Here is a 25,195-nt window from a genome sequence, read left to right as displayed (position 1 = left end):
TTGCTTAGATTTATTAGTGAAGTGTTTTTTCTTGGTCTTAGCTTAGGCTTAATTTGGCTTGGCAATATGTAGACTTTTGTCGGTTATTTTTTACTCAAGTTAACAATGTGTAAGCGCTATTTAATTAAATATGCAAGTGAATATTTAATTGAACGGTGACCACTTGTGTAATCCCCCAAATAGGCGTAAATTGGCTCTAAATTAGTTAGCCAGGTTAACTATATGCCTTCTGCCTCTCTTCCATTTCGCGCCTTGTTATTACGTTGTGCACGGTTACTCAGTGATGAAATAAATACGATTTTATTATCTTCACAGTTAAATTATTCCTTATGGCAAGTGCTGTATGTGATTCAGACGCATCAGCAATGTACCCTGATGGATATTTCTCATTATTTGAACGTATCTAAACCCAGCATCAGTAAACGTATCCAGAATTTAGTGGAACTCGGTCTAATTAGCCAACTCGAAACTGCAGACAAGCGTCAGAAGCTATTCACACTGAGTGAGCAAGGAGTCGAGACTTTTGCCCTGGGTTCCACACAGATTGAGGCATTTGAAAAGCAGTTGCTTGAGCAAATTGCCTCAGATGATATTGAAAGTAGTAAAAATATCTTGATGCAGATCATTCAGCAGTTACAACCCGCTTCGCAGGATCGACTTTAATGAGCCAAGAACAAACGCCTTTATGGACTCCCAATTTTATTTTGATCAGTCTGGTGAATTTCCAGTTGGTGCTGGTGTTTTATTTGCTGGTGATTGTGATTGTCGGCTACTCGGTAGCAGAATTAGGTGCAACCACGGCACAGGCAGGGCTGGTTTCTGGCTTGTTTATTGTCGGTACCTTATTCGGCCGTCTTATTATCGGGAAACTGCTAAACCGTTTGGGCCTAAAAATTACGCTTGTGGCCGGTCTGACAGGTTTTCTGCTTTTTTCTGGCCTCTATCTGATTCCGGCCAAGCTGGAAATTTTACTGGGCATCCGTCTGATGCACGGTTTTATGATGGGTGTGGCCTCAACGGTATTAGGCACCGTGATTGCCCAGACCATTCCTGCGACTCGACGTGGTGAAGGCATTGGTTATTTTAGTATGAGCAGCACACTTGGCACAGCGATTGGCCCCTTCTTAGGCATCTGGCTAATGTCAAATTTTAACTATCAGGTGATTTTTGTTTTTACCAGTGTAGTCGCACTCAGCTGCCTGATTTGCAGCCTGTTTATTCAGCCGCCACAGATTAAAATAACGAATCCAGTCAATCATATAGAAAATCAATCATCTAGCAGACTGGCGCAATATATTGAACCCAAGGCTTTGCCGATTTCGATGATTGTTCTGATTGTGGCAACCTGCTATTCCGGCGTCTTATCTTTTATTCATTTCTATGCCAAAGAGATTAATTTAGTCGAAACGGCTTCTTTTTTCTTTCTGATGTATGCCATTGCGATTTTGCTTTCACGTCCATTTACCGGCCCGCTAATGGATCGTAAAGGTGAAAACATCATCATCTATCCGGCCATTGTGATTATGGCCTTAGGAATTTTATTACTCAGTCAGGCCCATAATGCTACGATGTTATTGGCCAGCGCCGCACTGCTTGGTTTTGGCTTTGGTAATCTCCAGTCCGTCTGTCAGACCATTGCGGTAAAAAGTACCAGTTTGCAGCGTATGGGGCTGGCGACTTCAACCTTCTTTATTGCGCTAGATGCAGGTTTGGGTTTTGGACCTTATTTCCTCGGCATGCTTCTGGATCAGATCGGTTATCGTCAGCTTTACCTGTACTCTGCTGTACTGACCATCAGCTGTCTGATCTGGTATTACCTGTTGCATGGCCGTAAAGCGGGGGAAATACAACCTTCTTATTAAACACTTCTAAAAGCGACGGCTAAAGCGGCGCCGATATTCCAACGGCGTCAAGCCAGTTTTTCTATGAAATAAACGGCGAAATGAACTTGGGTCCTGATAACCAATATTTTGCATGATCACATCCACCGCCTGATCGGTTTCTTCCAGACGTTTGCGTGCAGCTTCAATCCGGATCGCTTGCAGATACTGATTGGGCGGTATGTCTAAGGCTTGTTTAAAGCGTCGAATCAGGGTTCGGCCGGTCACATTAAACTGCTCTGCCAGCTCGTTCAAACTAAAATCTTCATGAAAATGCTGCTCTAGCCAGTTCTGGATTTTTTGTACCAGTTCATCATGGTGCGGCTGGCCAATATTCAGCAATGAATAAGACAACTGGCTATCTCGGCGGTAATCAATCACAAAAGATTTGGCCGATTGCATGGCCACCTCAAAGCCATAAAAGCGTTCAATCAGATGTAAGCCTAGGTCGAACCAGGCCAGGCCTCCACCCGCACAATAGATATTCTGGTCGCGGCTAATCATCAGATCGGCATTCAATTTGACCTGCGGATAATGCTTCCGGAAAATATCTTGAAAGCCCCAATGCGTCGTTGCCACGCGATTATCTAAAATACCGGCTTCTGCCAGAAAAAAATTCCCGGTGCAGTTTCCGGCAATTAAAGTCGCATCTGCATGTGCAGATTTTAAAAAATGAATCAGTTCTGGATTCTGTTGCAATACATCCTGAATCGGTGCAGCGATGGTGGGCACCACCACAATATCTGCGGTTTGAATCTCTTGATAGGAACAATGTACCTGTAATTCCAGACCATTAATACAACGAATCGGGTGTCCATCTGGACTGGCGATACTGACCTTAAACAGGCGTTGTACATCCTGCTGCTGAATCCGGTTCCAGCTTACGCCAGCCATGGCAAATAAATCGACCACGCCCGTAATAGCTGAAGCCAGAGCCCCATCAAAGCCTAAAATCACCACCTGTTGCATATTTTTCTATTTGTCACTTTTCACCCGATTCATGTCATTATTGACAATCCTCCTCAATAAAAGCAACTGCTAGTCTTGATGCTATCTCAAGGATTGCACACTCAGGATAGTACCGTGACCCAACTGATTAATGATAAAGATCTTCATTTCCAGCTTTATGACGTATTCAAACTTGAAGCGCTGACTGAACTGCAACGCTATCAGGATCATGATAAAAATACCTTCGACAGCATTCTGGAAACGGCAAAAGGTATCGCGACTGATTATTTTGCGCCGCATAATGCCAAAGCTGATCAGCATGAACCGAACTTTGATGGCAAACAGGTCAAAACCATTGATGAAGTGAAGACAGCCTGGCAGCAGTTTGCCGATGCCGGCCTGCTTTGCGCCCAGCATGATTATGCAGATGGTGGCATGCAACTGCCCACTTTGGTGAATATGGCCTGCAATGCTTATTTCATGTCAGCCAATCCGTCCACCGTGGCTTATTCTTTTCTAACAGCCGCTGCGGCGAACCTGATACAGGCTTTTGCCTCCCCAGAACAAAAGCAAATATTCCTACCGCATATGTTGAGTGGCCGCTTTGCCGGCACCATGGCCATGACCGAGCCGAATGTAGGTTCCTCTTTGGGCGATCTGACCACTAAAGCCATTCCTCAGACAGATGGAATTTATAAAATTAAAGGCCAGAAAATGTTTATTTCGGGTGGCGATCAGGACATTACTGAAAATATTGTGCATCTGGTCTTAGCCCGGATTCAGAATGCACCGCAAGGCGTGAAAGGAATTTCTCTGTTTATCGTACCAAAATTCAAAACCAACGAGGATGGTTCACTCGGTGAAGCTAATGATGTACAGCTGGCTGGCTTACTGCACAAAATGGGCTATCGAGGTACCACATCCACAGTTTTAAGCTTTGGAGAAAATGACAATTGCTTAGGCTATTTAATTGGAGAACCAGGACATGGTTTAAAATATATGTTCAAGATGATGAATGAAGCGCGTGTTGGCGTAGGCCTCGGCGCAGCCATGATTGGCTATCGTGGCTATCTGGAATCTCTGGATTATGCTAAAAACCGTCCGCAAGGCCGGCCAGTTCATGAAAAAATACCTGATTCCAAAGCAGTGAATATCATTGAACATACCGATGTCAAACGCATGCTGCTGGCGCAAAAGTCGTATGTAGAAGGTGCGCTGGCGCTGTGTCTATTTGCAGCGCGGCTGATTGATGAGCATCAGGCAGCTCAGGATGAAGATAGTGCCATTCTGCTGGATCTGATCACACCGGTGGTGAAATCCTTCCCTTCCGCCTATGGTCCGAAAGCCAATGATCTGGCCATTCAAGTCTTGGGCGGCGCGGGTTATACCCGTGAATATCCGGTGGAGCAATGTTACCGTGATAACCGGCTCAATCCGATTCATGAAGGAACTTACGGCATTCAATCTCTGGATCTGCTGGGACGTAAACTCTGGCAGCATAATGGCAAAGGGCTAAATCTGCTCATGCAGCGCATCCAGAAAACCTTGTCAGAGATTCATGAACCTAAGATAGTGGAACTGGCAGAGATCTATAAACAGCATCTTGTCACTGTACAAGAAACTACTCAGGTTTTAGGTCAGGCCCTACATCAAGGCAAAGTCAGTGAAGCTTTGGCCAACTCAGGCCTGTATCTGGATATGATGGGTAAGACCATCCTGTCCTGGCTCTGGCTGGAAATGGCGAATCAGGCTCAACTCAAGTTTGGCACATCTTCGCAGGCAGAAGATCAGACTTTTCTGGCAGGGAAAATTCAGGCAGCTCAATATTTTATTCGCTGGGAACTCCCGGAAGTTGAACATCAAGCCAAATTACTGATGAATCTGGATGATACTTGCCTGAATATGCAAGCCGACTGGTTCTAGGCAGAATTCATCAAAAAATGCGCCTTTATCGGCGCATTTTTATTTTGTAATTCATTAAGCTGCAGAGTCTTTTACACCAAATTTTTTAAACAGTTTGGCACGCTTGGAAGGCAAGATATTGGCCTTGCTTAAATCGCCCTGATAATGCTGATATACCCGCTGATTCATGATTTTGTACCATAAAGGTGGAATCAAGGCTGGAATCAACATAGTTGCATAACCGCTGGGTAATTCTGGCGCTTCATCAAAATGCCGCAACGCCTGAAATGGACGGCTTGGGAAAGCATGATGATCAGAATGGCGCTGTAACTGATACAAAAACAGATTGGTCACGATATTATTATTGTTCCAGCTATGTTCCGGTAAGGTTCGCTCATAACTGCCATCCGCTTTCTGTCCGCGTTTTAGTCCGTAGTGCTCGATATAATTCACAATCTCAAACAGGCTGACGCCATAAAATGCCTGTGTCAGTGTATAAGGAATAATTTTCTTGCCGTACGCCTGCAGCATCAATGCATGATAGCCGGCACTCATGGCCCAGCCATGAAACAGTTCATTTTCCTGATTAAAGAATTTCAGTCCTTTACGCTCGAGCCGTCTTTTTTCAATCTGGATTGCAGATTTTAATCCGCCTATTACTGTACGTGGCCAGAAGCGGTAAAAAGACTCACCCATTTTCGAAGATGCCGGATCTTCTGGTGTCGCCACCCGTTTATGGTGTCCATAAGGATGTTCAATCCGAAAATGGTTATAACCCAAAGGCATCAGGCTGGCATGAGACCAGTAATGGTCTTTTTTCTGGGGACGATGGCTGAGTTCATGTGCGGTATTCACCCCCACACCATTAATCGCCCCCATAGAAACTCCAAGCAGTATCTGATCCAGCAAAGACACATTTGGCCGGCTTACGACATAGCCGGCAAAGGCATTGGCTGCCATTTGCAAGGGAATAAATGCTTTTACAATGCGGTCATAATAAGGATCGTTAACCAGTGCCTTGATCTGCTCATCATTTGGATTATTGGCATCATCGCCAATCAGTGCGTCCAATGTCGGAATGATTACATGCAGTAATAAAGGCCCGCCCATCGCAAAGATTTTTTGAGTGGCTTTGGGACCAAAATGATAACCAGCCAGAATTCCCATTCCGATCACAGGCAGACCTGGGCTGAGCAACCAGCCAAAACGTTTTTTATCCAGCTTTACACCTTTTGGTGCGTACGCTTCCTGCGTAAACTGCGCTTTCTGGATTTGTGCAGGGGCATTCATTGCGACCTTCCTTTTTTATGTTACTCTGCACTTATAGTTGAATATTTCAGCAGTAGCGAACAGTATTCAACGTCCAGAAAAGCTATGTCAGCGTCTTTGGCACATGCTGCCAAATTCTGGCCTAAAATCACAAAGTTAAAAAATTTATTGTCAATTAAATGAAATAAAACAGAAGAATAGAGCTAGGCATGGATGCTTTAAGTAAAATTTTTGATGATATTCATCTGGAAAAATCGGAATATCTTTATCTAAATGTGTTTCATCCGGGCGGCTTTGACTATCAGCATGAGCCTTTTATGCTGGCCTATATCCTGTTACAGGGACAGGCGCAATTAAAGTTCATGAATGGTGATCGGCTGGAGCTGCAACAAGGTGATCTGGTGCTATTACCCGCAGGTTCTGCCCATCATGTTTCCTGCCCAGACAATGCCGATTTTTCTGAGCACCATGCGATTAATCCTTATTTTCAGAGCAATGCACAGCAATGTGTTGATCTCAATCGGGAAAATTCGGCGGAGCATAGTTTCATACTGGCTATTCGTTCCAGCCTGGATATGCAGATGGCAAAGCCTCTGCTAAGTGCCTTACCTAAATACCTGCATATTCAGCATATTCTGGGCGACACCGCACCGGAATGGTTACAGGTCGGTTTGCAGTTTCTGGCGCTGGAAACCCAGCAGATGCGGCCGGGACGTGACAAGATTCTGGATCATCTGGTCAGTATTTTACTGATCGAATGTGTGCGAGATTATATTTTAAATCTGGAAAATTCCTCGAGCTGGCTGAATGCGCTCTCGCATCCGGAACTATCCAATGCACTCGCTGCAATTCATGGCAAACCTGAGCAGTTCTGGACCGTAGAAAGTCTGGCTGAGCAATGTCATATGTCACGTTCCAAATTTGCCCAGCTCTTTACCCAGATTGTCGGTGAGCCGCCACTGGCTTATTTGCAACAGCATCGCCTTCGGCTGGCGGCACAATATTTGCGAAATAGCGGATTTAGCATTCAGCAGATCGCACATGGCGTTGGTTATTCATCCGAGACGGCCTTCAGTCAAAGTTTTAAAAAACAGTTTGAACAGACGCCCACCCAGTACCGGCTGAATTGTCAGAACAATAATGTCAAATTACTGGATTAGCGCGAGCACGGCTTTGACCGGGTCTTCGCTATTACCAGACAATAGCTGCTTATGCATGGTGATATGCTGCATCACCTGAATTTGTGCAGTTTCAATATTCATTAGTTTTTCAATTTCAGCCGCCAGCTTTTCAGGCGTAGCATCGGCTTGAATCAGCTCCTGAATGACTTTTTTGCCGGCAATGATATTTGGTAGCGAATAATAAGGAATTTTGATGAGAAATTTCACCACATGATAAGTCAACCAATTCAGCTTATAGAAAGTCACCATCGGACGATGTAATAACATCGCTTCCAATGTCGCAGTACCTGACGCCAGCGCAATAATATTGGATGCATTCATGACCTGACGGCCGATTTTTGACTCGGTACCGCTGTTTTCCATTAAGCGGATTTGAATCTTTAGACTTTCAGGATAAGTCACCAGCAAGCGTTCTATCTGTTGCTTGCGCGCCTCATTAATTGCCGGAATCAGGAAAGTATAGTCCGGATATTTCTGATGCAGAATCTTGGCTGCATCCAGAACCAAAGGCCCCAAACGTTCAATCTCACCGCGGCGACTTCCCGGTAATAGTGCAATATGCTTCTGATTCGGATCAAGATTCAGTTCTTGTTTAGCATCGATAATCGGATTTTCAAGCGGCAACTGACTGGCCAGAGGATGACCCACAAAAGCGGCTGGCACATCCCATTTTTTAAAGAAGGTTTTTTCGAATGGGAATAAACACAGCACAAGATCAATGTTGGCCTTAATACCATGCACACGTCCCTGACGCCATGCCCAGACGGAAGGACTGACATATTGCACGGTCTTCATCGGCAACTGTTTTTGTTTAATGGTTTTCGACAGGCGCAGGTTAAAATCAGGTGCATCTATACCAATAAAAATATCGACAGGGTTTTTAGTCCAAGTTTCGACCAGCCCATCACGTACAGCAAAGAGTTTTTTAATATCCTTGAGAACTTCAACAATGCCCATCACCGATAAAACATCCATCGGATAATAGCTTTTAAAGCCTTCTGCGATCATTTGTGGACCACCGATGCCTTCAAATTCGGCATCAATCCCTTGCTCACGAAAACGGCGAATCAACTTTGCGCCAAGCGTATCTCCAGAGACCTCACCGACCACGATTCCAATTTTTAGTTTTCGATTTAGCAAGTGAGTTCCCTCTCAGATCCGTATTGAACTGTATTTAATCGTAATTCTAACATAAAGCTGGGTTTATGCCTGAATAAGCAGTGAGCATCTTATATTTTAAGAAAGGTATGCTTTAGAATTACTTAGCCTACTCTTAATCTTCCCTGATGATTTTTTCTATTGAAGTGGTTTTCCTGATTCATCTTCATTTTCAGGCAGATCAAAGTGTCCTTTAAAATAAGTGACCGGTCTTTCACGTTATTTTCTATAGCGAGGATGAACATGAAACTTCATTTAATTTTAAGCCCAGTGCTTTATCTTTTTTATGCATAAGTAAATCAATAATCAAGACAACGACTTATATCCAAAAGTCATAAGATATCCACGTTTTTTGATTTTGGCATATATGCATGTTTGGTCCGATTGAGTTTATTTTAGCAGGTGTGTTGGTAGGTTTTTGTGTTGGAGTAACCGGTGTCGGTGGTGGCTCATTGATGACACCCATTCTGATCAGCCTATTCCGGATTGAACCCCACATTGCAATTGGTACGGATCTGCTCTATGCCGCGATTTCAAAATTCTGCGGTTCTTTTGTGCATGCCAAAAAAATGAATATTGTCTGGCCAATTGTGATCTGGCTGGCAGTAGGCAGTATTCCAGCATCTTTTGCCACGCATTGGGTACTCGACAACTATTTAAGCCAATCGACACATTACAAGGCCGTCCTGACCATGGTATTGGGCTTTATGCTGACCATTACCGGCTTGTCTATTCTGTTTCGCACCCAGATCGAAAATCTTTTCAACAAATACCGAAAACAAGAACTGCCAGATATGACGCAGGATCTGGAAAAAGTAAAACTGCAAGCCAAGGAAAAGCGCATCGCCATCATGATTATGGGCGTTATCTTGGGTGTTTTTGTCACCTTATCTTCAGTCGGTGCAGGTGCATTTGGCATCATGGCTTTAGTGGTGATGTTTCCGAATCTGCCGATGATTCGTATCATTGGCTCAGACGTGGTGCATGCGGTGTTACTGACGCTGGTTGCAGGCTTGGGGCATATGTCATCAGGCAATGTCGATTTCATGCTGCTCATGTGGTTATTGGTGGGTTCTATTCCAGCGATTATTGTCGGCACTTTACTCAGTTCACGGATGCCAGAAAAACTGATTCGCAAAATTTTAGGCATTACCTTATTTGGGCTCGGCCTGAATTTCATGCTTAACCCTGTAAAATCAAAACCGGCTCAACCTGCCGAAACAGCGATGGTCGTCATGAGCCAGAATTCCCAGTCCGTTTAATTTAACTATGCGATTCATCACTTTTTTTTCAAAGAAGTATTCATCTTTTTTATAACAAAGTGACGCATCATTCATGTTATATTCGGGCTATTAAACAACCTTTTGTATGATCGAACCAGTGACGGCAATGAATACACAACAGTCAAATCCCATTTCAGCATCAGATATTGATGACGTGAATATCCACAGCATGATTCCTTTGGTAACCCCTGCTGAGCTTAAAGCAGAATTACCTTTGACTGAAACTGCTTATCAAACCGTACTGCATGGTCGTGAAACGATTCGTAAAATCCTGGATGGTGAAGACAAACGCCTGTTCGTTGTCATCGGCCCCTGTTCTATTCATGATCCTGCGGCTGCACACGAATATGCTGAACGCTTAAAAGCGTTAAGCGAAAAAGTTAAAGACAGCTTATACATCGTGATGCGGGTTTATTTTGAAAAACCACGTACCACAGTGGGCTGGAAAGGCCTGATCAACGATCCGGATATGAACGACTCGTTCAATATCGAAAAAGGTCTGCGTATCGGTCGTAAGCTGTTACTTGAACTGAATGAAATAGGTTTACCATGTGCCACTGAAGCACTTGATCCGAACTCACCGCAGTATTATCAAGACCTGATTTCATGGTCTGCAATTGGTGCACGTACGACTGAAAGCCAGACGCATCGTGAAATGTCTTCAGGTCTGTCTTCACCAGTCGGCTTTAAAAACGGGACGGACGGCGGTTTAACCGTGGCAACCAATGCGATGCAATCGGTCAAACATGGCCATAGCTTCCTGGGTCTAAATGATCAAGGTCAGGTCGCTGTGATCCGTACTTCAGGCAACCCGTATGCCCACGTGGTACTGCGTGGCGGTAATGGCAAGCCTAACTATGATGCCGGCTCGGTCGCAGATGCGGAAGCCGCATTAGCCAAGGCCAAAGTCAGCACCAAAATCATGATTGATGCCAGCCATGCCAACTCAAACAAAGACCCGTACCTGCAACCGCTTGTACTCAAAAATATTTCCGAACAAATTCTTGATGGAAACAAGTCAATTGTTGGTATTATGGTAGAAAGTCATCTTAAAGGCGGTCGTCAGGACATTCCTACGAACCTTTGTGATATGGAGTATGGCCAATCAGTCACTGATGGCTGTATCGACTGGGAAACGACTGAAAAAGTCTTACTCGACATGCATGAGGCATTAAAAGATACTTTAGCTAATCGTTAAATGATCTGACAAACGCCATCGCCAAGATGGCGTTTGCATTTCTGAACAAGGAAATTTTATCTGATGAATGATATTGAAACAGCATTAAGCCAGATTGATAATTTTCAGTTTATACATGACCATTTATTTACATCCGGTCAACCGACAACTGAGCAGCTGCAGCTGATTAAAGAATACGGTGTGTCTACGGTCATCAATGTAGCATTAACAGATAACGACCAATATCTGCCACATGAAGATAAAATTTGCCTTGAGCTGGGCCTGAACTATATCCAGTTACCGATTTCATGGGAAACCCCTTCAGACAATCAATGTTTACTGGTACTCGAGCTGATCAATCACCTGATTAAGGAACAGATGGTCTGGGTACACTGTTCACAAAACTATCATGTCAGCTGTCTGATGTATTTATATCGTCAATACTATATGGACGTGGATCTTCCTACGGCGCATGAACATTTGCATCAAATCTGGGAACCGAATGAAACCTGGACAGGTCTCATGCATGCAGTTGCCCTACAGCTGCAAGGCCGTAAAGCAACCCAGGAACTGGAACGATCCCTGATTAATCCAAATTATTTTGTCTGAGCCTATTTATTATGGCTCAACAGCACGGTTGCCATAGATAAAATACCTTCCTGACGACCGGTAAAACCGAGCTGCTCAGTGGTAGTGGCTTTAATACTGATTTGAGTGACATCGACATTGAGCACATCTGCGATACTTTGACGCATGGCCAGATTGTGTTTCGCCAGTTTTGGACGTTCACAGGCGACGGTAATATCAGCATTGTTCAGCTGATAGCCACGATCCAGAATTAACTGATAAACCTGCTTCAACAATACCCGGCTATCCGCACCTTTAAAATCCGGATCGGTATCCGGAAAATGCTGGCCAATATCTCCAAGTGCCAACGCGCCCAACAATGCATCACAGAGTGCATGCAGAATCACATCACCATCCGAATGTGCTTTCAGACCGTGCGTATGCGGAATTTGAATGCCGGCCAAAGTGACAAACTCACCCTCTTCAAATGCGTGCACATCCAGACCCTGACCAATACGAATTTGTGCGATCACCTTATACATCCTTTAGAAATAGCCCATTGAAATCTTGTACACTTGCTTTCTATTTCGCTATAGTTAGACCAAGCGTAACACAGTGAAAGTATAAGCGATCATGCTACTGAAAACTGATATAAATATGTTGAAAATAATTGGCCTGATGCTCGGCCTGGGGATGATATCTGCGGGTAGTTCAGCGAACCCACTCGACTGTAACAACGACAGCAAAAAAACAGCGGCCATGAATAAAGTCTGCTCAGTAGCGCTGTCCGAAGCTCGGGAAAAACTCGCTGACCAATACTTGACCGCTTTTTTAATTACTGATGCCCCCGTTCGCTTATTGCAAGACACCCAACAGTTATGGGCAAATCGGTTACAGCAATGCAAAACGCTGGACTGTTTTAAACAGCAGTTTGAATGGCGCCTCGATGATTTAAATATCTATATTTCACTGAATCAAAGCCTAACTCAGCATTATATTAAGTTCGAGCAGGGACAAATGACCAAACAGCCTGTGCATATCAAGATTCATCAACTGACTAAAGACCGCATCAAGATTGAAGGTCAGGCCTATCGCAATCCCAATAACCGGGCCGAAACGCAGACTGTTCCATTTTTAGCCTATACCACGCCTGCAGCAAAAGAACAGATCATGGATAATGAAAATGACTGCCGCTATGAGTTTAACTATAGTAAAGCGATTCTAGCCGTCAACACTCAGCAAAAAGGTTGTGAACGTTTTACTGGGGTTTATCGCTTATATGATTGATTCAATTTAAAAAATATTAAAAACTTAACCTTATATAAAATGAGAAATTTGATGTAAAAAATAGCCCGCATGCGGGCCATCAATTTAAGCAGGATAGTATTGAGCAATTTCCTTGCTAATCAGTGCAGCCGTTGCAGCCGACAAGGTCCAGCCCAGATGACCATGGCCGGTATTATAAAATACCCGCTCATGTTTACCACGGCGCACCACAGGCATCATATTTGGCATCATCGGGCGTAAGCCAGCCCAAGGTACGACATGCTCGGTACACAGATCAAAGTTACGATTGCTCCAGTCAATCAGTGGTTGAATCCGGTCTGCACGAATATCCCGGTTATAGCCATTAAACTCGGCGGTTCCTGCGACTCGTAAACGATCCTTACCCAGACGTGACAAGACAATTTTGGCACTTTCATCGAGCAAGCTGACCCATGGTGCATTGTTTTGGCTCTGTTCATCATTCAGCTGCACGGTAATTGAATAACCTTTGACCGGATAAACATTGACTCGTTCCTCTAAAATCTCGGCCAATTGATAACTGCCCACACCCGCACACACCACAATGGCATCTGCATTAATTTCCAGAATGTCATCTGTAGAATGATGTACATTTTCAGTACTGGGTTTGCATTTCACCCGAATATGTTGAGCCTGATGATCGACGGCAAAGACATCTTGGCCAAATTCAAATTTCACGCCTTTTTGCATGCAGGCTTTGGCCAGTCCTGTACTGAATTTATGAATATCTCCGGTCGCATCGCTCTGGCAGTAAAATCCGGCATAGTAATCGCCTGTTAATGCAGGTTCGATCTGCTTGATTTCCGCATTGGAAATGGCATTGCGCTCCAGTCCGCCGCTACACAACAGGTCATTGACCTTGATCGCGACATCGTAATCCGTCTTGTTATGATAAAAATGTAAAATGCCGCGTTTTTCCAGATCAAAATCAATCTGTTCTGTTTGGGCAATTTCATACAAACGTGCTCTGGCCAATAAAGCCAAACGTACAGTCTCTCGGGTATTGGCTTCATAATGTTTGATATTTCCCAAAAATTCCATGAGCCAACTATATTTATGCACACTAAAAGAAGGATTGAGCAAAAGTGGTGCAGTTTTTTGAGACATCCATTTGATACCTTTGAGTACCGTAGCTTTCTGGTTCCATACTTCGGCATTACAGGCTGAAAGCTGGCCGCCATTGGCAAAAGAAGTTTCCATGGCCGGATAGAGATGTCGATCTATCACAGTCACCTGATAGCCTGCCAAAGCAAGCTCATACGCTGTGGTTACCCCAGTAATACCCGCCCCAATCACCACGACATGACACATAGACACCTCCTTGATTATATTGATGTCTTTTCCCATCTGTCATGTGTACCTGAGAGCTTCGGTCGCTGCATTGCACATCAATGCGAGCACCTTCCCCTTCGGTGAGTGATTGAACACTTCTCTCCAGAGTTTTTATCCATTATCACAGTCCTTTTGCCTGAGAGTTTCCTGGGAACTTGCTCCTTCGGCGAACGCAGAAGCATTTCTCTCCTGCAATAATGTTTTATTATCATGAGCAATTTATATACCATTTTATTCAATAAGACAGTTTTTATTTATGTGAGTTCACGTGAATCAATTTGTAATTACTGTTCCGAATTAAACTGAGTTATTGCTGCTGACTGATATTGCCCATCTACCAAATTTTTAGATTTCACTTTTGCTCTATTCAGCGAGATACAACAGATTCTAAACTTTATAAGATTTTAGGATTGATTTGATTTTGGCGCTTAAATAGAACCTTTATTGCTTAGGCTATTTTAATGGTTCAAAGCATAGAGAGTTTAAATTCAGGATTTAGATCTTATATCATCTATTTGAGAATCAAGGAATTTTAAATAATCCAGGAAAGTACCAATATTAAGCTTCCCGCCGCTACGACGGTTTGTACACTAATGATGCTCGCCATTAACTGGCTATCGCCGCCATATACCCGGGTTAACACATAAGACGCTGAGGCGGTAGGTAAGGCAAAGAACAATACCAATACTTGCGTGGTGAATGCATCAATCTGGAAAATTTTACAGACTAAAAATGCAATCAGCGGCATTCCAAACAGGCGACCAAAGGTCATCAGACTGAGTGGCAATACATCTCGCTGAAAGCCCTGAAACTTTAAGGCTGCTCCTACACACATCAGACCGAGTGGCAAACTGCATAGTGCAATCTGTTTAAGAAATTGCTCTGCTCCTGCCCAGAGTGCCAAACCGGAAAGATTAAACACACCACCCACCATACAGCCTAAAATTAATGGATTTTTAGACAAATCCAGAATGATTTTTTTCAGCTGCATATCGTGACTGCGGGTAAATGCCAGTACCGATAAGATATTCACCAAAGGAATACACAACACCATGATCACAGCGAAGATGGTCATGCCCTGCTGATGAAATAAGCTACTGACCGCAGCAAGTCCGATATAGGTATTGAAGCGCAACAAGCCCTGAACATAGACGCCAAAACGCGCATAAGATATCTGGTACATATGGCGCAAGATATACAGTACGATACTGACCACGATCATGATACTAAATACCACCAGTACCACATCCTGAATCACATTCATCTGAATCTTGGCAGTGGCCAGATTTAAAAATAACATCACTGGAAATAGTGCATAATAATTTAACTTTTCTGCACCGCGCCAAAAGTCTTCACTCAACCATTGCCCATGCTTAAGCAGATAGCCAAAGCTGATCAAGCCAATAAGAGGAAATAAAGAAGTTAAAATAATTTGCAGCATGTGCCATCCTGGTCTGTTTCCCGTCTATTTTTCAATACCCTTTAGACGGTGCACAAAAACTAGCATATTTAGTGGCTGTTTCACCAATTAATTTAAGAAGTAAAATGCTTGAATTTTCATCAACTCATTATATTGATCTGATCATTTTTTCTAAAATCAGTAAATGTAACGGAATCAAAGGCTCTCCGACATTTTGATCTAGTGGATATGCTTCAATTTTTTCAGTCAATAGATAGCCACGGCGCTGATAATAAGCAATCAATTCTGTACGGACATTCAATACTGACATTCGAATCACTTTCTTCTGATACGTATCAATAATATAAAACTCGGCAAAATCTAGTAACTGCTTTCCATAACCCGAGTTTTGTTGGTCTGGATCAATGGCAAAACTTCCAATTTCGATAGAGTCATCGAATTCAGTCAGCCCAATACAGCCAATGATCTGATCATGATTCTCTAATACAAAAAGCTTAACATTAGTCTGTGCCAAGAGAATCATTACCTGATCACAATTAATCCGTTGACCAGCAACCATCTTATGTTCATGTGTCCAGCCACGATTGGAACGATAAGCTGTATTGATCAATACAACAATGTTCTGGATATCTGTAGTTTTTGCCAAGCGAATATTGTTATTTTTCATTATATAAATATAAAAAAAGCCAGACCGAAGTCTGACTCTAATCGTATCCGCTTCAGATGAAAAGCGAATTATTTTGGTTCAATCGGCTCAAAAGGCGTAACTACATCGGCATTTTGCGCACGATGACGCATAAAGTGATCCATTAGCACAATCGCCAGCATCGCTTCTGCAATTGGTGTCGCACGCACGCCCACGCAAGGATCATGACGGCCTTTGGTCAACACGTCTGTATCTTCACGATCGATATTAATGGTTTTACCCGGAGTAGTGATTGAAGCCGTTGGTTTCAGTGCAATCGCGACACGAATGTCCTGACCACTAGAAATACCGCCTAAAATACCACCGGCATGGTTTGCCAGAAAACCGTCTGTTGTTAACTCATCACGTGTTTCATGACCAAATTGCTCAGCGACGCCAAAACCATCGCCAATTTCAACGCCTTTGACCGCGTTAATCGACATCATGGCATGCGCAATATCTGCATCTAAACGATCGAAGACCGGTTCACCCCAACCCACAGGTACTTTAGACGCAATAATTTCAAGTTTTGCACCGCAGCTGGTGCCTTGTTCACGTAGTGAAGTCACGAGCGCTTCAAAACGTGACACGGCATCCACATCGCCACAGAAGAATGGATTGTTTGGCACTTCATCCCAGTCCAGTTTTTCTGCTTTTTCAGTACCAATTTGTGTGACATGGCCACGAATTTCAATGCCAAATTTCTCTAACAGGAATTTCTTGGCAATGGCACCCGCTGCCACACGCATCGCTGTTTCACGCGCGCTTGAACGGCCACCACCACGATAATCACGGAAACCGTACTTCTGGGTATAGGTATAGTCTGCATGACCCGGACGGAAAGTTTGCGCGATATTGCCATAATCTTTCGATTTCTGATCCGTATTACGAATCAAGAGCCCGATCGATGTTCCAGTGGTTTTACCCTCAAACACACCAGAAATAATTTCTACTTCATCCGGCTCTTTACGCTGGGTGGCAAATTTCGATGTACCCGGCTTACGACGGTCCAAATCTTTTTGCAAATCGGCTTCACACAGCTCAATACCCGGTGGAATCCCATCAACGATGGCCATCAGGCCCACACCGTGAGATTCACCACAAGTCGTCACACGGAACAGTTGCCCTATACTATTACCTGCCATGTCACACGACTCCTTATGCTTGAATAGACTGAATGAATAAATCGCGGTAAGTACGGCATTGCTGTGCAGTGAGTGCAAAGATACCTGAACCACCTTTCTGGAATTGTAACCAGTAGAAATCGACTGAATTGAAGTTCTGTTTCATCGCCCATTCCGAGTTACCGACTTCAATGACAATAAGACCGTCTTCAGTCAGGTAATCTGCCGCTTGTGCCAACATTTTACGTACAAGATCCAAACCATCCTGACCCGCAGCCAATGCCATTTCAGGTTCGTGATGGAACTCATCGGGAAGATCAGCCATATCTTCTGCATCCACATATGGTGGGTTCGATACGATTAAATCATATTGATTTTCAGCAGGAATTTTTTCGAACAGGTCAGACTCAAGCAAGGCCACATTAAACTGTTGGTTATGATGTTCACAGTTAATTTGTGCTACTTCTAAAGCATCCTTAGATAAATCAGTGGCATCGACTTCGGCTTCCGGAAAAGCATAAGCCAGAGCAATCGCGATACAACCTGAACCTGTACACATATCTAAAATACGGCGAGGCATTTTTGGATCTGGATTTTCAGGTAGATTGTTTACACCTTCACGCGCCTGATAATTTTCATCCAGGCAGTAAGGTGCAAAACGATTTTGAATCAGTTCAGCAATCGGTGAACGTGGAATCAGTACACGCTCATCCACGTAATAAGGTTTATCGTCAAAGTAGGCTAAATTCAATAAATATGAAGTTGGCATACGCTCATTGATACGGCGCTCCAACAATCCTAAAAATTCAGCTTTTTCACTTGGGAGTAATTTTGCCTCGAGAATTTCAGCATCCGCTTTCCATTCCAATGACATGCTTTGTAATACCAATGCTGAACTTTCAGCAAAATAATCTTCTGTACCTTGGCCTAAGTGCGCATCATATTGACGTAATGCTGTCACACCAAAGCGGATAAAATCACGAATTGTGCTTAGGTTTTCAGCGGCTTCCTGAATATGTTCAGGGCTAATAGTCGGTCGATCCACGTAGGGCGTCTCCAAGGTCATTTTTTTAAACGCCTTATGATACCTTGTTTTGCCTGCTTTTATAATGCTAAAAGTATGAAAAACACGAATTCTCTAGGCTCATAAAAATGATAAAATTCGTGTTTTTTTACCCAATCCTCAACCTGTCATTCTAGTTTTTTCAGAGCAAGTTCAGACAATTCAAACTATGCCTCATGTGGTGATTTATCGTGAACCTGGTGCATAGGAGCGGGATTGATAAAGATTTGCCTGATCCATAATCAAGGCCAGCATACATTGACCTTGTTGCTGTTTGGCATATTTTCCAGACACTCTTAAATTACATTGCTGCGACAGTTTACGTTCCCAAAGCACATGCTGACTGCGGATGGCCGCGGTCTGATTCGGATTCAGCTTTAGATAATTTTTATAGCTTTTCTTCAGACGTTTGTTGTGTAGTTTCAGCTCTTTCTTTAGGCATTTCTCTGCTTTAGCGGTATTACCATAACTAAAGTTCATACACTGCGAATATTCCTTGGAATATCCTACAGCAGCCTGAGTCTGAACTGCACTACCCACAAAAACTGCAACCAAAAACCATGCAAGACGCATAAAATCCCCTTTACCTAAACTGGTATAATTCCAATAAATGTTTAACAATCAATATTGTTTAAATTATCCATGAATATTAACGCAGTCCTTGCAATAATCCTATGTATTTCTCCGGCAGCAAATTAAACAGTTGTGCAATTGAAAACTGGCCTATCACCCACATATAATCCGAATTAAATCTTCAAACGAGCCCGGTCCTATGAGCTATAAGCACAATAATCTTATGGCGATGCGCCAAAATTACTGGAATGACCAGGTTTCCGGTCAGGTGCAGCAAGAAAAGGTATTTTTGCAGTCAACTTTAATCCAGCATGGTGTATTTAGCAGTGCGACACTGGACGATGCCAAATATCTGTTTTTTGGTTTGCCGAGTATTGTGATTGTAAAAGGCTATGCATTGGGTTTTATGCACGACAGTGTCCAGCACCTGATTCATCAACATATTCAAACAAATAAACAACAGTTACAACAACGATCTGAATTAAAAATCCAATTTCAAATGGCATAATGCCCTGTCTAAACTGATACAGGCTGGTGAATAAATGAAAGCTTGCCTAGCTTTTACTATGAATTCAGCGGCTTAAACTTTTTTAATACGTGCAGAAGCGCTAATATCCCCTACAATGATTTATTCTGCTTCATGCTGATGATGAAAGGATTGAGTTTACATGTCAGATCAGAACGATAAGCTTAAACAACTGAAAACCTCCTCTATGGATCGACGCTTATCGATCGCAAAGGCATCCTTGCTGGCAGGCACGCGTTGGGCGGCTTCCAGTGCAGGCTCCATATTTTCGAGTGAAGAAGAAAAAGAAAAGAAACGTAAAAAGGCCATGAAAGAGCAGGCGGATTATCTGGTTGCAGAAATTGGTAAGCTCAAAGGTTCAATCGTTAAAATCGGCCAGATGATGGCGCTGTATGGCGAACACTTTTTGCCAGAAGAAGTCACACAGGCTTTAAATACGCTCAACAACCAGACCGTGGCACTGGCTTGGCCAGCGATCAAGACACAATTACAGCAGCAGCTCGGTGCAAAGCTGAATGATCTCACCATTGATCATGAGCCTTTGGGCACTGCATCTTTAGCCCAAGTCCATCGCGCTACCCGCAAATCTGATGGCATGGAACTGGTCTTAAAAATTCAGTATCCCGGTGTGGCAGAAGCCATTGATTCAGATATGAGCCTGTTTAAAAACATGCTCAAACTGACGCGTCTGGTGCCGCAAACCCGCGAGTTCGACCAGTGGTTCGATGAAGTCCGTGAGATGATGCATCGTGAAGTGGACTATCAGATTGAAGCAGATACCACACGGCGTTTTGCGGCACGTTTAAAAGACGATCCGCGCTATATCGTGCCGATGATTATTGATGAGTATTGCTCTGATCGCGTGCTGTGCATGACTTTCGAACGCGGTGTGCCGATCAATAGCCCAGTAATGTTGTCTCTGCCACAAGAACGCCGCAACCAGTTGGGTGAAGCATCGTTAGAAATTGCCGTACGTGAAATTTTTGAATGGGGTGAAATGCAGACCGATCCGAACTTTGGGAATTATCTGGTTCGTCTGGGCAATGGCGAAGATATTCCTGACAAGATTGTCCTGCTCGACTTTGGTGCCATCCGTCAGTTTGACCAGCATTTGCTCAGCGTCGCGCGAAATCTGATTCAGGCCGGTTATCATCACGACTCAGACATGATGGTCAAAGCCATGACCGGTTATGAGTTTTTTGATTCAATTCCGCAAAGCATCAAGCCGGATATGGCCAAGGTCTTTTTACTGGCCACTGAGGCTTTTAGCTCACCATTGAATAATCAGGAGCTGCCAGCTAATGTGATGGATCAACATAATCGTTATGACTGGAAAAAAAGCCAATTGCATAGCCGTGTCATGCAACAGGCTTCAAGATCTATGGCTTCGCGTTATTTCAGTGTTCCACCCAAGGAATTTATGTTTATTAGTCGTAAATTCATCGGTGCATATACCTTTATGACCGTGATTGATGCCAAAACCAATGTGCGTGCCATGATCAAAAATTACCTTTGATACCCTAATAGACGCTACATAGAAACCCGGATGATTTTGTCATCCGGGTCAATTTTTATTCAAAAATAATTTTCTCTTTTCTTGTTTTTAATTATATTTTCATAAACTTAGCTTACCATCTATTAACTTTTAATAACTTAAAAATTGTCAATCATTCATGTCAGCGATGACATGGTTTTTTCTTGGCGTGCATGTCAGCATGAATAAAATAACGTGACAACACCCATAGGATAATCAAAATGAATAATATGGTGAACAAAGCTCAAGGATTTGGCTTGTCCATGCTGACCAAAATTGCGGGTAGCGAAATATTAGATCAATTAAAGCTGCGTAAATTTATAGAAAAATCCCTGTATCAAAGTTCCAAAGCAGGATTTAAAACCCTGAGTCAAACCCAGAAAATCCTGAAATCTGGCCAGAACATTCAAAAACAGCGTCTCCCCCCTCAATCTAAAGCACTGTTTGATCTAAACCTGTCTGTAGAACAGCAACTGACCTGCGATGCGATGCAGAAATTTGCTCAAGAGGTACTTTATCCATTGGCGCATGCTGCCGATCAGCAGGAAATATTTCCGTATGAACTGTGGCAATATAACACCGATCTCGGTCTGAATTTCTATGCCTTGCCCGAAGCTTTAGGGGGTATCGCCTGCGAACAGAATATTGTCAGTAATATTTTAATTGCACAACATTTGGCTCGCGGGGATTTCAGTTTGACTGCCGGTTTACTGTCTAGCTTTAGTGTGATCAATGCCATTACCCGCTGGGGTTCAGAGCAGATTCAGGCAAAATATCTTGGTGCTTTCGCAGAAAATCCAGAGCTGAAAGCAAGCTTTGCGGTACAGGAAGAAACCGCCGCATTTAATCCGTATCAACTAAAAACTCAAGCGATTGCTCATCAGGCGCATTATCTGATTAGCGGTGAAAAGACCTTGGTCATGCTCGGAGAAAATGCGGATCTTTATCTGGTCAGTGCCGATCTAGACGGAACACCTGAGGTCTTTGTGGTACAACGTGACCATAGCATTACTGCAAAAAAATCCCCTGCCATGGGTCTAAAAGCAACTGAAAGCGTCACACTTCAATTTAAAAATACACCAGCGCAGCGTTTGGGTGATGATGATTTCGATTATCATACTTTCGTTGATTTAGGCAATTTGATGTGGTGTGCCATGGCCGTCGGCACTTGTGAAGCCGTGAAAAAATACTGCATACAATATGCCAATGAACGGACTGCCTTTGGCGAGCCCATTTCCCATCGTCAGAGTGTCGCTTTTATGATTGCTGATATGGCGATTGAAATTGATGCCATGCAGATGCTGATTTTCAATGCTGCCAGTCTGGCTGAATCCGGCCAACCTTTTCATCGTGAAGCTTATCTGGCACGTTTACTCTGCGCAGAAAAATCCATGAAAATCGGTACAGATGGCGTGCAGATTTTGGGTGGTCATGGCTTTACCAAAGAACATCCGGTCGAGCGCTGGTATCGAGACCTCAGAGCCACTGCGATTGTTCATTCTGGCCTACATGCCTGATCGGAGAATAAAGAAAACTATCATGAATCTACAAAATCCAAAAAAATTCAGACTCCTGATTGATCAAGCGCACGAAGTTGCACTCAATGTACTCCGCCCTATTTCGCGTAAATATGATAAGGCTGAACACACTTATCCTAAAGAGCTGGATATGCTGGCCTCCATCGTAGATGGTATGAACCAAGGCAGTGAAGGTATGAATGCGGGCGCAGCAGTGAATAAACGGGGCGAGACCGACAGCAGCAATAAAAATGGTATTAATATGTCTACTGCCCTGAGTATTATTGAAATGTGCTATGGCGATACGGGTTTATTGCTGTCTATGCCACGTCAAGGTTTAGGAAATTCAGCCATTGCAGCGGTGGCAAATGAAGAACAGCGACAACGTTTTCATGGGACTTGGGCAGCCATGGCGATTACCGAACCAGGTTTCGGCTCAGATTCTGCTGCAATTCGCACCACTGCGACCAAAGATGGTGATGACTATATTTTAAATGGTGAGAAGATTTTTGTGACCTCTGGGGAACGTGCCGATGCGGTTGTGGTCTGGGCAACATTAGATAAAAAACTGGGACGATCGGCAATTAAATCATTTGTGGTGACCAAAGGTACGCCCGGAATGAAGGTTGAACGACTGGAACATAAGTTAGGAATTAAAGCTTCGGATACTGCCACGATTCGTCTGATCAATTGTCGAGTACCTGCGGCAAACTTGCTCGGTCATGCAGAAATCGATGTTGCCAAGGGCTTTGCCGGTGTAATGGAAACCTTTGATAATACCCGGCCATTGGTCGCTGCCATGGCAATTGGCTGTGCCAAAGCCTCGCTGGAACGTATCAAGGAAATTTTTAAGGATCAACTGGATTCCAGTTATGTCACGCCCTATTTACAAAGCTCCAATATCGCTGCACAAATCTATCGTATGGAAGCAGAATGGGAAGCTGCGCGCTTGCTGATGCTCAAAGCGGCGTGGATGGCAGATAATCATAAACCGAATTCACGTGAAGCATCTATTGCAAAGGCCAAAGCTGGACGTATGGGGAATGAAATCACCTTAAAATGTGTAGAATTGGCAGCTGCGGTAGGCTATAACGAAACTGAACTGTTAGAAAAATGGGCACGTGATTCCAAGATTCTGGATATTTTTGAAGGTACCCAGCAGATTCAGCAACTGATTACGCTCGACGCGAACTGGGTAAATCTTCGAGTGAGCTAAAATAAAACTTTATCGAAGAAAAATTGAAGGAAAAAGATGGATTTTTTAAAGTTTTCGGACTATAAAAATTCCATCTTCTTTTATGTCATGTGCTATGTATTCTATTCGTCCCCTTCAGCCTCAAGATAATGCTCAAATTGCCAAGATTATTCGTGACGTTTCCATGGAGTTTGGTCTGGCAGCGGAGTCCGGTTGCGCTGTAGGTGATTCAATTCTGGATCACCTGTATGACGTATATCAACAGCCAAATTCTGCCTATTGGGTCATTGTTGATGAACAGGATCAGGTTTATGGCGGTGGTGGTATTGCTCCACTACAAGGTGACCACAATATTCTAGAAATACAGAAAATGTATTTTCTACCAGCCATTCGTAGATATGGCTTTGCAAAACAGATTTTGAATTTGGCCTTTGATTTTGCCCAACAACATAAATTTGAACGGATTTATATCGAGACTACCAAAAACCTTTGGCAAGCGGTGAAGCTGTACGAGAACTTAGGTTTTGAGCATCTGGATCGGCCTGAAGGCGACACTGGCCATAGTCAAGCCTGTGAAATCTGGATGCTTAAAAACCTAGCCTAATCGATGTCGATCCTCATCTTATCCATAACACCAAGAAAAGCCTTAAATAAATCTCTATTCCAACCGGCTTTTCTTTGATCACCTCTTCATAAATCATCCATGATTCAAGCAGATCTGCTTTGACTTTGTAAACAAATCATATAATTTCTTGACGATTTTTATACATCTTCCTAAGATCAGTTTAATTTTAAAAATACATGGAAGCTGAAAGTTGTTAGGCAAATTTTCTGTTAGAAAAAACTTATTATTACCAGTATTCAATAGCACAATTTTTAAAATTGGGCTGCTTGGTCTAAGTACCGTGTTTTTTAGTGCCTGTTCTTCTCTTGGCGGCAATTCTTTAGAAAAACGTTCTGCTCAACTGTCTAAAGGAATTCAGACAGCCTACGGTGTTCCAGCAACCACCGCAACTCGCGTTTCACCTTTGATTATTCAGAATGCAGAAAAAAATCGTCTGGATCCATTACTTGTAGCAGCCGTAATTCGTCAGGAGTCAACTTATCGTAGCCAAGTGGCTTCACATGCTGGAGCTGTTGGCCTCATGCAAATTATGCCAAGATATTGGCAAGCGACTTGTGGTGATGATTTATATAATGAAGCTATAAATATTTCATGTGGTAGCCATATTCTTTCTCGTTATCATGAATCCAGTGGCAGCTTAGAAAAAGCACTGGGCTATTATAATGTAGGTCCGACTGCCTATGAGAAAAACCGTAAAATGCGTAAGCAAGGCAAACGTTATGCACAACAAGTGAAACAGCATAAAAAAGATCTGAAGAATGTAATTTAATTTATCTTTAACATAATGCTTGAATCAGTTTAAAACGGCTTTGTTGCATAAAGGTTTGAAAGGCTGAGTTCCCTTAAGCTACTCAAATTTAAGAGACAACTTGGGTATGAGGGCGACCTAATTCTGTGAATTTATTCAAGACTGCCATGCGTGCATGGATCT

At 43.3% G+C, this 25,195-nt stretch carries 23 protein-coding genes, 1 pseudogene and 1 riboswitch; of the genes and pseudogenes, 14 read left to right on the top strand and 10 right to left on the bottom strand.

Annotated elements, in window-relative coordinates:
* The first annotated feature begins 222 nt into the window (after positions 1-222).
* Positions 223-663 carry a MarR family winged helix-turn-helix transcriptional regulator gene (locus FTV30_RS08865; protein ID WP_180001443.1) on the top strand — a complete coding sequence of 147 codons (441 nt, stop codon included), beginning with the start codon at positions 223-225 and terminating at the stop codon, positions 661-663.
* Entirely contained in the window at positions 663-1,862 is a 1,200-nt protein-coding gene (locus FTV30_RS08860) for an MFS transporter (protein ID WP_005097026.1), read from the top strand. The genes FTV30_RS08865 and FTV30_RS08860 overlap by 1 nt, the downstream gene beginning before the upstream one ends.
* 6 nt (positions 1,863-1,868) lie before the next feature.
* Here FTV30_RS08860 and FTV30_RS08855 read toward each other — a convergent pair whose 3' ends face one another.
* Positions 1,869-2,849, bottom strand: a complete 981-nt coding sequence (locus FTV30_RS08855; protein ID WP_180001442.1) for a GlxA family transcriptional regulator — start codon at positions 2,847-2,849, stop codon at positions 1,869-1,871.
* Positions 2,850-2,927: 78 nt separating this feature from the next.
* On the opposite strand from FTV30_RS08855, the gene FTV30_RS08850 reads away from it, so the two are divergent.
* Positions 2,928-4,751, top strand: a complete 1,824-nt coding sequence (locus tag FTV30_RS08850) for an acyl-CoA dehydrogenase (RefSeq protein ID WP_180001456.1) — start codon at positions 2,928-2,930, stop codon at positions 4,749-4,751.
* 54 nt (positions 4,752-4,805) lie between these two features.
* Here the strand turns inward: FTV30_RS08850 and FTV30_RS08845 are convergent, their stop codons facing one another.
* Positions 4,806-6,020 (bottom strand): alkane 1-monooxygenase, encoded by a 1,215-nt coding sequence (locus FTV30_RS08845; protein WP_180001441.1) that lies wholly within the window; start codon positions 6,018-6,020, stop codon positions 4,806-4,808.
* Positions 6,021-6,208: 188 nt separating this feature from the next.
* On the opposite strand from FTV30_RS08845, the gene FTV30_RS08840 reads away from it, so the two are divergent.
* Positions 6,209-7,159: an AraC family transcriptional regulator gene (locus FTV30_RS08840; protein ID WP_180001440.1), complete on the top strand. Its 951-nt coding sequence runs from the start codon at positions 6,209-6,211 to the stop codon at positions 7,157-7,159.
* On the opposite strand, the gene lpxB is transcribed toward FTV30_RS08840, so the two are convergent.
* Complete coding sequence (gene lpxB, locus FTV30_RS08835; RefSeq protein ID WP_180001439.1) at positions 7,148-8,320, bottom strand: lipid-A-disaccharide synthase; 1,173 nt, start codon at positions 8,318-8,320, stop codon at positions 7,148-7,150. The genes FTV30_RS08840 and lpxB overlap by 12 nt on opposite strands.
* A gap of 389 nt (positions 8,321-8,709) precedes the next feature.
* On the opposite strand from lpxB, the gene FTV30_RS08830 reads away from it, so the two are divergent.
* From FTV30_RS08830 to FTV30_RS08820, 3 genes are all read left to right on the top strand, one after another.
* Entirely contained in the window at positions 8,710-9,600 is an 891-nt protein-coding gene (locus FTV30_RS08830) for a sulfite exporter TauE/SafE family protein (RefSeq protein WP_180001438.1), read from the top strand.
* 127 nt (positions 9,601-9,727) lie between these two features.
* Entirely contained in the window at positions 9,728-10,819 is a 1,092-nt protein-coding gene (locus tag FTV30_RS08825) for a 3-deoxy-7-phosphoheptulonate synthase (protein WP_180001437.1), read from the top strand.
* A gap of 63 nt (positions 10,820-10,882) precedes the next feature.
* The gene (locus FTV30_RS08820; protein ID WP_100535153.1) at positions 10,883-11,407 is read left to right on the top strand and encodes a protein tyrosine phosphatase family protein; all 525 of its coding nucleotides are present in this window, start codon (positions 10,883-10,885) and stop codon (positions 11,405-11,407) included.
* 2 nt (positions 11,408-11,409) lie between these two features.
* Here FTV30_RS08820 and ispF read toward each other — a convergent pair whose 3' ends face one another.
* A complete protein-coding gene (ispF, locus tag FTV30_RS08815) occupies positions 11,410-11,898 on the bottom strand; it encodes a 2-C-methyl-D-erythritol 2,4-cyclodiphosphate synthase (RefSeq protein ID WP_005170695.1) in 489 nt (162 codons plus the stop codon).
* Between the two features lie 100 nt (positions 11,899-11,998).
* Between ispF and FTV30_RS08810 the strand changes: the two genes are divergently transcribed.
* A complete protein-coding gene (locus FTV30_RS08810; RefSeq protein ID WP_180001436.1) occupies positions 11,999-12,652 on the top strand; it encodes a hypothetical protein in 654 nt (217 codons plus the stop codon).
* 84 nt (positions 12,653-12,736) lie between these two features.
* Here the strand turns inward: FTV30_RS08810 and FTV30_RS08805 are convergent, their stop codons facing one another.
* The 6 genes from FTV30_RS08805 to FTV30_RS08780 all read right to left on the bottom strand — a co-directional run bounded on the left by FTV30_RS08805 (position 12,737) and on the right by FTV30_RS08780 (position 18,867).
* Positions 12,737-13,981 (bottom strand): D-amino acid dehydrogenase, encoded by a 1,245-nt coding sequence (locus tag FTV30_RS08805; RefSeq protein ID WP_180001435.1) that lies wholly within the window; start codon positions 13,979-13,981, stop codon positions 12,737-12,739.
* 135 nt (positions 13,982-14,116) lie between these two features.
* Positions 14,117-14,204, bottom strand: a riboswitch (glycine riboswitch).
* A gap of 330 nt (positions 14,205-14,534) precedes the next feature.
* On the bottom strand, positions 14,535-15,443 hold the full coding sequence (locus FTV30_RS08800) for an AEC family transporter (RefSeq protein ID WP_180001434.1): 909 nt from the start codon (positions 15,441-15,443) through the stop codon (positions 14,535-14,537).
* A gap of 127 nt (positions 15,444-15,570) precedes the next feature.
* The gene (locus FTV30_RS08795; protein WP_074382719.1) at positions 15,571-16,089 is read right to left on the bottom strand and encodes a GNAT family N-acetyltransferase; all 519 of its coding nucleotides are present in this window, start codon (positions 16,087-16,089) and stop codon (positions 15,571-15,573) included.
* A gap of 68 nt (positions 16,090-16,157) precedes the next feature.
* Positions 16,158-17,252 carry a chorismate synthase gene (aroC, locus tag FTV30_RS08790; protein WP_180001433.1) on the bottom strand — a complete coding sequence of 365 codons (1,095 nt, stop codon included), beginning with the start codon at positions 17,250-17,252 and terminating at the stop codon, positions 16,158-16,160.
* A 13-nt stretch (positions 17,253-17,265) separates the two neighbouring features.
* Complete coding sequence (gene prmB / locus FTV30_RS08785; RefSeq protein ID WP_034609000.1) at positions 17,266-18,276, bottom strand: 50S ribosomal protein L3 N(5)-glutamine methyltransferase; 1,011 nt, start codon at positions 18,274-18,276, stop codon at positions 17,266-17,268.
* A 204-nt stretch (positions 18,277-18,480) separates the two neighbouring features.
* Positions 18,481-18,867: a DUF1311 domain-containing protein gene (locus tag FTV30_RS08780; RefSeq protein WP_180001432.1), complete on the bottom strand. Its 387-nt coding sequence runs from the start codon at positions 18,865-18,867 to the stop codon at positions 18,481-18,483.
* Positions 18,868-19,066: 199 nt separating this feature from the next.
* Between FTV30_RS08780 and FTV30_RS08775 the strand changes: the two genes are divergently transcribed.
* The 6 genes and pseudogenes from FTV30_RS08775 (at position 19,067) to FTV30_RS08750 (ending at position 25,033) form a co-directional block, all read left to right on the top strand.
* Positions 19,067-19,375: a hypothetical protein gene (locus FTV30_RS08775; protein WP_005097049.1), complete on the top strand. Its 309-nt coding sequence runs from the start codon at positions 19,067-19,069 to the stop codon at positions 19,373-19,375.
* A 160-nt stretch (positions 19,376-19,535) separates the two neighbouring features.
* Entirely contained in the window at positions 19,536-20,909 is a 1,374-nt protein-coding gene (locus FTV30_RS08770; protein WP_180001431.1) for an AarF/ABC1/UbiB kinase family protein, read from the top strand.
* Positions 20,910-21,148: 239 nt separating this feature from the next.
* A complete protein-coding gene (locus FTV30_RS08765) occupies positions 21,149-22,444 on the top strand; it encodes an acyl-CoA dehydrogenase family protein (protein WP_074382715.1) in 1,296 nt (431 codons plus the stop codon).
* 22 nt (positions 22,445-22,466) lie between these two features.
* Positions 22,467-23,665, top strand: a pseudogene (locus tag FTV30_RS08760) (acyl-CoA dehydrogenase family protein).
* A gap of 89 nt (positions 23,666-23,754) precedes the next feature.
* Positions 23,755-24,243 (top strand): GNAT family N-acetyltransferase, encoded by a 489-nt coding sequence (locus FTV30_RS08755; RefSeq protein ID WP_180001430.1) that lies wholly within the window; start codon positions 23,755-23,757, stop codon positions 24,241-24,243.
* A 211-nt stretch (positions 24,244-24,454) separates the two neighbouring features.
* A complete protein-coding gene (locus FTV30_RS08750; RefSeq protein ID WP_180001429.1) occupies positions 24,455-25,033 on the top strand; it encodes a transglycosylase SLT domain-containing protein in 579 nt (192 codons plus the stop codon).
* Positions 25,034-25,195 lie beyond the last annotated feature (162 nt).

Source organism: Acinetobacter sp. YH12255, from assembly GCF_013417355.1.
Classification (GTDB): domain Bacteria; phylum Pseudomonadota; class Gammaproteobacteria; order Pseudomonadales; family Moraxellaceae; genus Acinetobacter; species Acinetobacter pseudolwoffii.
The sequence above is the reverse complement of the archived record's forward strand: the minus strand, read 5'-3'. Positions and strand labels throughout refer to the sequence as shown.